Annotated in this window: 6 protein-coding genes, 1 tRNA gene and 1 pseudogene; all 8 read right to left on the bottom strand. The window is 57.7% G+C overall.

The features are described from left to right. Positions 1-255, bottom strand: a pseudogene (locus tag VJ956_RS11735) (tRNA pseudouridine(55) synthase TruB); the annotation flags it as partial. Then, the gene (rbfA, locus tag VJ956_RS11730; RefSeq protein ID WP_324085132.1) at positions 252-677 is read right to left on the bottom strand and encodes a 30S ribosome-binding factor RbfA; all 426 of its coding nucleotides are present in this window, start codon (positions 675-677) and stop codon (positions 252-254) included. The pseudogene VJ956_RS11735 and the gene rbfA, both read right to left, overlap by 4 nt. A gap of 25 nt (positions 678-702) precedes the next feature. Beyond that, entirely contained in the window at positions 703-3,294 is a 2,592-nt protein-coding gene (gene infB / locus VJ956_RS11725) for a translation initiation factor IF-2 (protein WP_324085130.1), read from the bottom strand. A gap of 17 nt (positions 3,295-3,311) precedes the next feature. Further along, a complete protein-coding gene (nusA, locus tag VJ956_RS11720; RefSeq protein ID WP_324085128.1) occupies positions 3,312-4,805 on the bottom strand; it encodes a transcription termination factor NusA in 1,494 nt (497 codons plus the stop codon). Positions 4,806-4,870: 65 nt separating this feature from the next. Continuing rightward, positions 4,871-5,332, bottom strand: coding sequence for a ribosome maturation factor RimP (gene rimP / locus VJ956_RS11715; protein WP_324085126.1), 462 nt, complete (start codon positions 5,330-5,332; stop codon positions 4,871-4,873). 470 nt (positions 5,333-5,802) lie between these two features. After that, positions 5,803-5,887, bottom strand: a tRNA-Leu gene (locus VJ956_RS11710). A 7-nt stretch (positions 5,888-5,894) separates the two neighbouring features. After that, positions 5,895-6,287, bottom strand: a complete 393-nt coding sequence (gene secG / locus VJ956_RS11705) for a preprotein translocase subunit SecG (RefSeq protein WP_324085124.1) — start codon at positions 6,285-6,287, stop codon at positions 5,895-5,897. A gap of 36 nt (positions 6,288-6,323) precedes the next feature. Next, entirely contained in the window at positions 6,324-7,082 is a 759-nt protein-coding gene (tpiA, locus tag VJ956_RS11700; protein ID WP_324085137.1) for a triose-phosphate isomerase, read from the bottom strand. Between the last annotated feature and the right edge of the window lie 59 nt (positions 7,083-7,141).

Genomic DNA, 7,141 nt, shown 5'->3' with positions numbered 1-7,141 from the left:
CGTGCGGACACCGAGTTTTGCTGTCGCGATGTAGGCTTTGTCGCTGTCCAGCATCATCTGGGAGAACTTGGTTGCTTCACCAAAGCAAAGCGGCAGAACGCCGGTCGCCAGTGGATCAAGTGCCCCGGTATGGCCCGCCTTGGCGGCACCAAACAGGCGCTTGACCTGCTGCAGGATACCGTTGGAGGTAATATCCATGGGCTTGTCGATCACCAGGATGCCATTGACATCGCGGCCCTTGCGCCGTCGGCTCAAACGCCTTTCTCCGAATTATCCGGACCCGCCGGTCCATCACCGGTAACGGCGGGCTTATCACCTACCGCCTCACGGATCAGGTTGTCCATATGCCTGCTGTGGTTCAGCAGAGCATCGAAATGGAATCGCAGCTGGGGGGTAACCCGCAGCTTCATGGCACGGCCCACCTGGCCCTTCAGAAAACCCGACGCCTTATTCAGTACCGACAGGGATTCCTGAACCCGGGGCGAATCCTCCGTAAGCTCTTCCGTGGTTAAAAGCGACACGTAAATGTCTGCATAGCCCAGGTCACGACTGACCTTGACGGCATTGACGGTGACCATGCCCACCCGCGGGTCTTTGACCTCCCGCTGGATGAGCTGGGCCAACTCCCGCTGCATCTGATCGCCAATGCGATCAATACGACTGAACTCTTTTGGCATTAAGCTTCTCTTGACAGCGGGAGCCTCAGGCTCCTGTGGATTCAAGCTTGCGCTCGACCCGTGTGCGGTCGAATACTTCGATCTGGTCACCAACCTTGACGTCATAGCCTTTAACGCCGATACCACATTCCATGCCGTTGCGGACTTCGGGCACGTCGTCCTTGAAACGACGCAGGGATTCCAGCTCGCCCTCAAAGATCACCACGTTGTCCCGCAACACCCGGATGGGCTTGTTACGGTAGACGGTACCCTCGGTGACCATGCAGCCTGCCACCTGGCCATACTTCGGCGAACGGAACACATCACGGACATCGGCGATACCGATGATATCCTCGCGGTACTCAGGTGCCAGCATGCCGGTCAGTGCTGCTTTGACGTCATCGATCAGGTTGTAGATGATGCTGTAGTAGCGCAGATCCAGACCTTCCTGCTCGACCAGGCGCTTGGATGCAGTATCCGCCCGCACGTTGAAGCCGAATATAACCGCATCGGTTGCCATCGCCAGACTCACGTCTGTCTCGGCAATACCACCAACGCCGGAAGATACGATCTTGACCTGCACTTCTTCGTTACCCAGATCCTTGAGCGACTTGGTAATGGCTTCCAGAGAACCACGAACGTCGGTCTTGAGGACAATATTGAGGGTCTTGACCTCATCCTTGCCCATGTTCTCGAACAGGTTCTCAAGCTTGGCCGCCTGCTGTCTGTGCAGACGCTGCTCCCGCTCACGGCTCTGACGGAATTCTGCCAGCTCTTTGGCTTTCTTCTCGTCGGCCACCGCGAAGAACTCGTCCCCGGCGTTCGGCGTGCCGTTCAGACCCAGAATCTCCACCGGAATGGACGGACCCGCCTGCCTGACCTGCTTGCCAGCTTCGTCGGTCATGGCGCGGATCTTGCCAAAGAACCCACCGGCCACGACCATTTCGCCCTGGCGCAGAGTACCGTTCTGAACCAGCACAGTTGCGACCGAACCACGGCCACGTTCGAGGCTCGACTCAACCACCACACCCTTGGCCGGCGCATCCTCTGATGCCTCCAGTTCCAGAATTTCGGCCTGCAGCAGCAACGCCTCGATCAGGTTGTCGATACCCTCACCAGTGTGAGCCGATACCGGAATGAACTGGACGTCGCCGCCGTATTCTTCCGGAATCACTTCCAGGCCAGCCAGCTCGCCCTTGATCTTTTCCGGATCAGCGCCTTCCTTGTCCATCTTGTTGATGGCAACCACGATCGGAACCCCGGCGGAACGGGCGTGCTCCACCGCCTCCTTGGTCTGGGGCATGACGCCATCATCGGCGGCCACCACCAGGATAACGATGTCGGTACACTGGGCACCACGGGCACGCATGGCCGTGAAGGCGGCGTGGCCGGGGGTATCCAGGAAGGACACCATGCCGTGGTCAGTTTCCACGTGGTAAGCACCGATGTGCTGGGTGATACCACCGGACTCGCCCGAGGCCACCTTGGTGCGACGGATATAGTCAAGCAGTGACGTCTTGCCGTGGTCGACGTGACCCATCACGCTGACGACCGGCGCCCGCTTGGACCTGTCCTTGCCTTCGAAGGAGAACTCACTGAGAACTTCCTCCTCGAACGCATCCTCACTGACCGTGCGGGCCTTGTGGCCGAGCTCCTCAGTGATCAACACAGCGGTTTCCTGATCGAGAGCCTGGTTGATCGTCGCCATTACCCCCATGCCCATCAGTTTCTTGATGACATCTGCGGACTTGACAGCCATCCGCTGGGCGAGATCGCCCACGGTGATGGTTTCCGGAATATCGACTTCTCGTACCATGGGCTTGGTCGGCCTCTCGAAAGCGTGACGCTTTTCCTTGGGTTTCTTTTTGGCTCGAAGCGGCTTGCGCAGCGTGGTGTCTTCCTCTTCATCACTGATGATAAGAGGCTCTTCCACCGGACGGTTGCGCGGACCCCGATGTCCTGCCGACTTCTTCTTCGGCTTGCCTTCTTCAGGTTCATCACCGCGGCTGCGCGACTTCTCCTTTTCTTTCTTTTTCTTCGCCTTGCGATCTTTGCCTTCACCTTCTTCAGGTGGCGGTATCGGCATATCTTCCGGTGCCAGATCCGGCGCAGGCTCCGGCTCTGCAGCCTTGTTCGAGGATTTCGCTTCCGGCACCGCCGCATCCGCCGGTTTTTCTTCTTCCGCAGGCTTTTCCGTGGTTGCCGGCGCTGCCGCCGTCTCCGGCTTCGGCGCCTCACTCACCGGCGCCGTATCTGCCACCGGTGTTGCCGCCTGACCAGACGCATCCGCCTGATCCGGTGCGGTCGCCGCCGGAGATTCTTCCGGTTTCGCCGCTTCCGGCTCGATTTCAGCACGCTTTACATAGGTGCGCCGCTTGCGGACCTCAACATTGACAGTCTTGGCCCGACCCGCCTTGAGCGTGGTCGTGGTTTTACGCTTGAGAGTGATTTTCTTGGGCTCTGCCTCACTCTCGCCGTGGTTCTTTCTCAGATAAGTCAGCAATTGTTGCTTTTCATCACTGGTGACAGAATCTGCCTCGGAGCGGGCTTTCAGGCCAGCCTCCACGATCTGTCGCAGCAAACGATCCACGGGAGCGTCTATATCTGCGGCCAGTTGTTTTACCGTTACATCAGCCATACTGGTCCTCCTCCCGATTAAGCCTGGTCTTCAAACCAGGGTGCGCGTGCCGCCATAATCAATGTGCCGGCGCGCTCTTCATTCATACCTTCGATGTCCATCAGGTCATCGACCGATTGCTCGGCAAGATCCTCCATGGTACGAACGCCCATGCCGGCAAGCTTGAAGGCCAGGCCCCGCTCCATTCCGTCCATTGCCAGAAGATCCTCTGCCGGCTCGGCACCATCCAGCGCTTCTTCACTCGCCAGGGCCTGGTTCAACAGGGCATCCTTGGCGCGACGTCGCAGTTCAGTGACCGTCTCTTCGTCGAACCCCTCAATCGCGAGCATCTCTTCCATGGGGATGTATGCCACCTCTTCGATCGAGGTAAAGCCTTCCTCAATAAGGACGCTGGCAAATTCTTCGTCAACATCGAGGTTACCGGTGAAATGCTCGAGCAGTGAATTATGCTCCTGCTCCTGGCGCTCACCGGCTTCCTCTTCCGTCATGACATTCAGGGTCCAGCCGGTGAGTTCTGTCGCCAGGCGTACGTTCTGGCCATTTCGGCCAATGGCCTGCGCCAGGTTGTCCTCGGCGACGGCCACTTCCATGGTGTGCCGGTCTTCATCCATCACGATGGACGCCACTTCGGCAGGGGCCATGGCGTTAATGACCAGCTGTGCCGGGTTATCATCCCAGAGCACAATGTCGACGCGCTCACCACCGAGCTCATTGGAAACAGCCTGAACCCGGGAACCACGCATGCCCACGCAGGCACCCACCGGATCGATCCGGCGATCATTGGTTTTAACCGCAATCTTCGCGCGGGAACCGGGGTCCCGCGCGGCACCGCGAATCTCGATAAGTTCTTCGGCGATTTCGGGCACTTCAATGCGAAACAGCTCGATCAGCATCTGCGAATCGGACCGGCTCAGAATGAGCTGCGGACCACGATGGTCAGTACGGATTTCCAGCAGCAGCGAGCGTACCCGGTCGCCCATGCGGAACGTCTCCCGCGGGATAAGTTGTTCCCGGGGCAACAGCGCCTCAGCGTTGGCGCCGAGATCCACGATGACGTTGTCACGCGTCACTTTCTTTACGGTACCGGACACCAGCTCACCGACCCGGTCACGGTAACTGTCGACAATTTTCGTGCGCTCCGCTTCACGCACTTTCTGGAAGATGATCTGCTTGGCGGCCTGGGCACCGATGCGTCCGAAGGCAACAGACTCGACTTTTTCCTCGTGAATGTCACCCGGCTTCAGGTTGGGGTCGATTTCTTCCGCTTCCTGCAAGGTCAGCTCTGTACCCAGCGCCGGAACAGCGTCGTTATCGACCACCAGCCAGCGGCGGAAAGTCTCATACTCACCGGTACGGCGATCAATAGAGACACGGATATCCGCTTCCTCATCGTCGTAGCGTTTCTTGGCAGCGGTGGCCAGCGCCAGCTCAATGGCTTCAAAGATGACGTCCTTCTCGACTCCCTTTTCGTTCGAGACCGCCTCAACCACCATCAGAATCTCTTTACTCATCGGATTGCCCTGCCTCTAGATTTAAACATTGCGTCTTCTGACTTATTCAACATGGGTTGCTGGCTCTACTCAAATACCGGAACGATGTTGGCTTTCTCAATACTGTCAAACGGCAGCAGATATTCATCATCGTCTACCACTACCACCACATCGTCACCCTCAACGCCTTTGATCAGACCCTGGAACTTGCGACGCCCCTCAAAAGCCATTCGCAACCGGAGCTGAACCTGGTGACCGGCAAACGCCTCGTATTGTTCAAGGCGAAACAGTGGCCGATCCATGCCCGGCGAGGACACCTCCAGGGTGTATTCGGTCTGGATCGGGTCCTCTACATCCATCACGCCACTGGCCTGACGGCTGACTGATTCGCAGTCTTCAATACCGATGCCGTTCTCGGCATGATCGATAAAGAGTCGCAGTAGCGACTGGTGGCCCTGAGAGCGAAACTCGACTCCCCAGAACTCATACCCGAGCCCTTCCACGACGGGCCTCAGTATTTCTTCCAGCTGTTTCAACTTTGCTGACAAGGCGTTGACGTCTCCGCTGCGTATTTTTCGAAACCCGAAAACAAAAAAAGGGCTGTTTATCAGCCCTTTTTAAGCACCAGGGCCTGATGCGCCAGGCCCCTTAATCAAAAAGCCCCGTAAAAACTGGGGCTTTTTGTTGCAAGAACTCGCAGAAGACAAACCCACAAACCGCGTCTTCTGCTGACAGACACCTGGCCTGCCAGAAATGGGGCTGAAAAAATTGCTCAGGGCCCACTCCAATAGAGGCGAGAGTATAGTGATGACGCTTTCTCTGGTCAAGAGGCGACCAGCGAAACCAGCACGTATCATCTCTGCCCGACTCGCCTCGCAGTAACCTTGTGATATTTACTGATGAGTACGAAAGTAGGCAGACACGTCCGCCTACTTTCTTTCAGCTTAGTAATTAGTGAGCGGGATGGCGGAACTGAAAACGCAAGAACCCCGCACAGGGCGGGGTTCTTGCAGATAAATGGTGCCCGGGGCCGGACTCGAACCGGCACGGCTTTCGCCACTACCCCCTCAAGATAGCGTGTCTACCAGTTCCACCACCCGGGCCAAAACCTTACTCAAGGTCGGGGAGTGCGTTATCGTCCCCGCCCTGTGATTCATTTTCGCTGCTGCCAGCGGCACTTTCGCCGGCGCCAGCGGGCGCCGGGGATTCCTCGGCGGCCGGCTGCTGAACCTGTGGAATGCCGGCTTCACCAGCGACTTCAGCACGCTGCTTCGCAAACACGGCGAGCGAAAAGCTGGTGACAAAAAATACGATAGCAAGCAGTGTGGTGGCCCGGGTCAGAAAGTTACCGCTGCCCTGGCTGCCAAACACGGTCTGAGACGCGCCGCCGCCAAATGCCGCACCAGCGTCCGCACCCTTACCCTGCTGAATCAGAACAAGACCGACCAGAGCGACAGCAATCACCACGTGAAGTACGACAATCAGTGTTTCTACCCAATCCATAACGACTCTCGAATCATTCTTGAATACTGTATATCTTCAGTAGCTGCCGGGTACGGCACGGCAGATACTCATAAATTCTTCTGCTTTCAACGATGCCCCGCCAATCAGGCCACCATCAATGTCCTGCTGTGCGAACAGAGCGGCAGCATTATCCGCTTTTACACTGCCGCCGTAAAGTAGCGACAGTTCATCGGCTGGCGCCCCGAGTTTTTCCAGCTCGTTCCGGATCGCGGCATGCATTGCCTGCGCATCTTCCGCAGTCGCGGTTTCACCGGTTCCGATAGCCCATACCGGCTCATAGGCAACCACAATTCCCGGCCACTGATTGTCGCCAACATTGACAAGACCGGCCCGCAACTGCCCGGCAACGACATGCTCTGCCGTTCCGGCATTTCTCTGCGCAAGGGTTTCACCCACGCACAGGATGGCGGTCAAGCCGCTGTCGAGAGCCTGGCCTACCTTTGCCGCAATCTGCTCATCGGTTTCATCGAACAGCTGCCGGCGCTCCGAGTGACCGACAAGAACATAACCACAACCACTGTCTCTGGCCATCGCGCCAGAAATTTCACCGGTGTAGGCACCGGAATTCCAACGGGCAATGTTCTGAACACCCACCTCGACACCCGGAACCGCCGATTCGAGAACATCCGCCACATAGAGAGCGGGCGGAATGATCACAACCCCGACGCCGTTATCGAGAGCGGCCAACTCTGATCCGACTGGCGCCATCAGTTGCTTCACCAGCGCCCTGGAGCCGTTCATTTTCCAGTTTCCAGCTACGATTTTGCGTCGCATACCGACCTCTGTCATGGTCCGGGTTCCGGCAACTTCCGGGGACGGCGAACTATACAGCA

It is taken from the genome of Marinobacter sp., assembly GCF_035268745.1.
GTDB lineage: Bacteria > Pseudomonadota > Gammaproteobacteria > Pseudomonadales > Oleiphilaceae > Marinobacter.
Note: the sequence above shows the minus strand (reverse complement) of the source record. Positions and strands in the feature narration are given on the sequence as shown.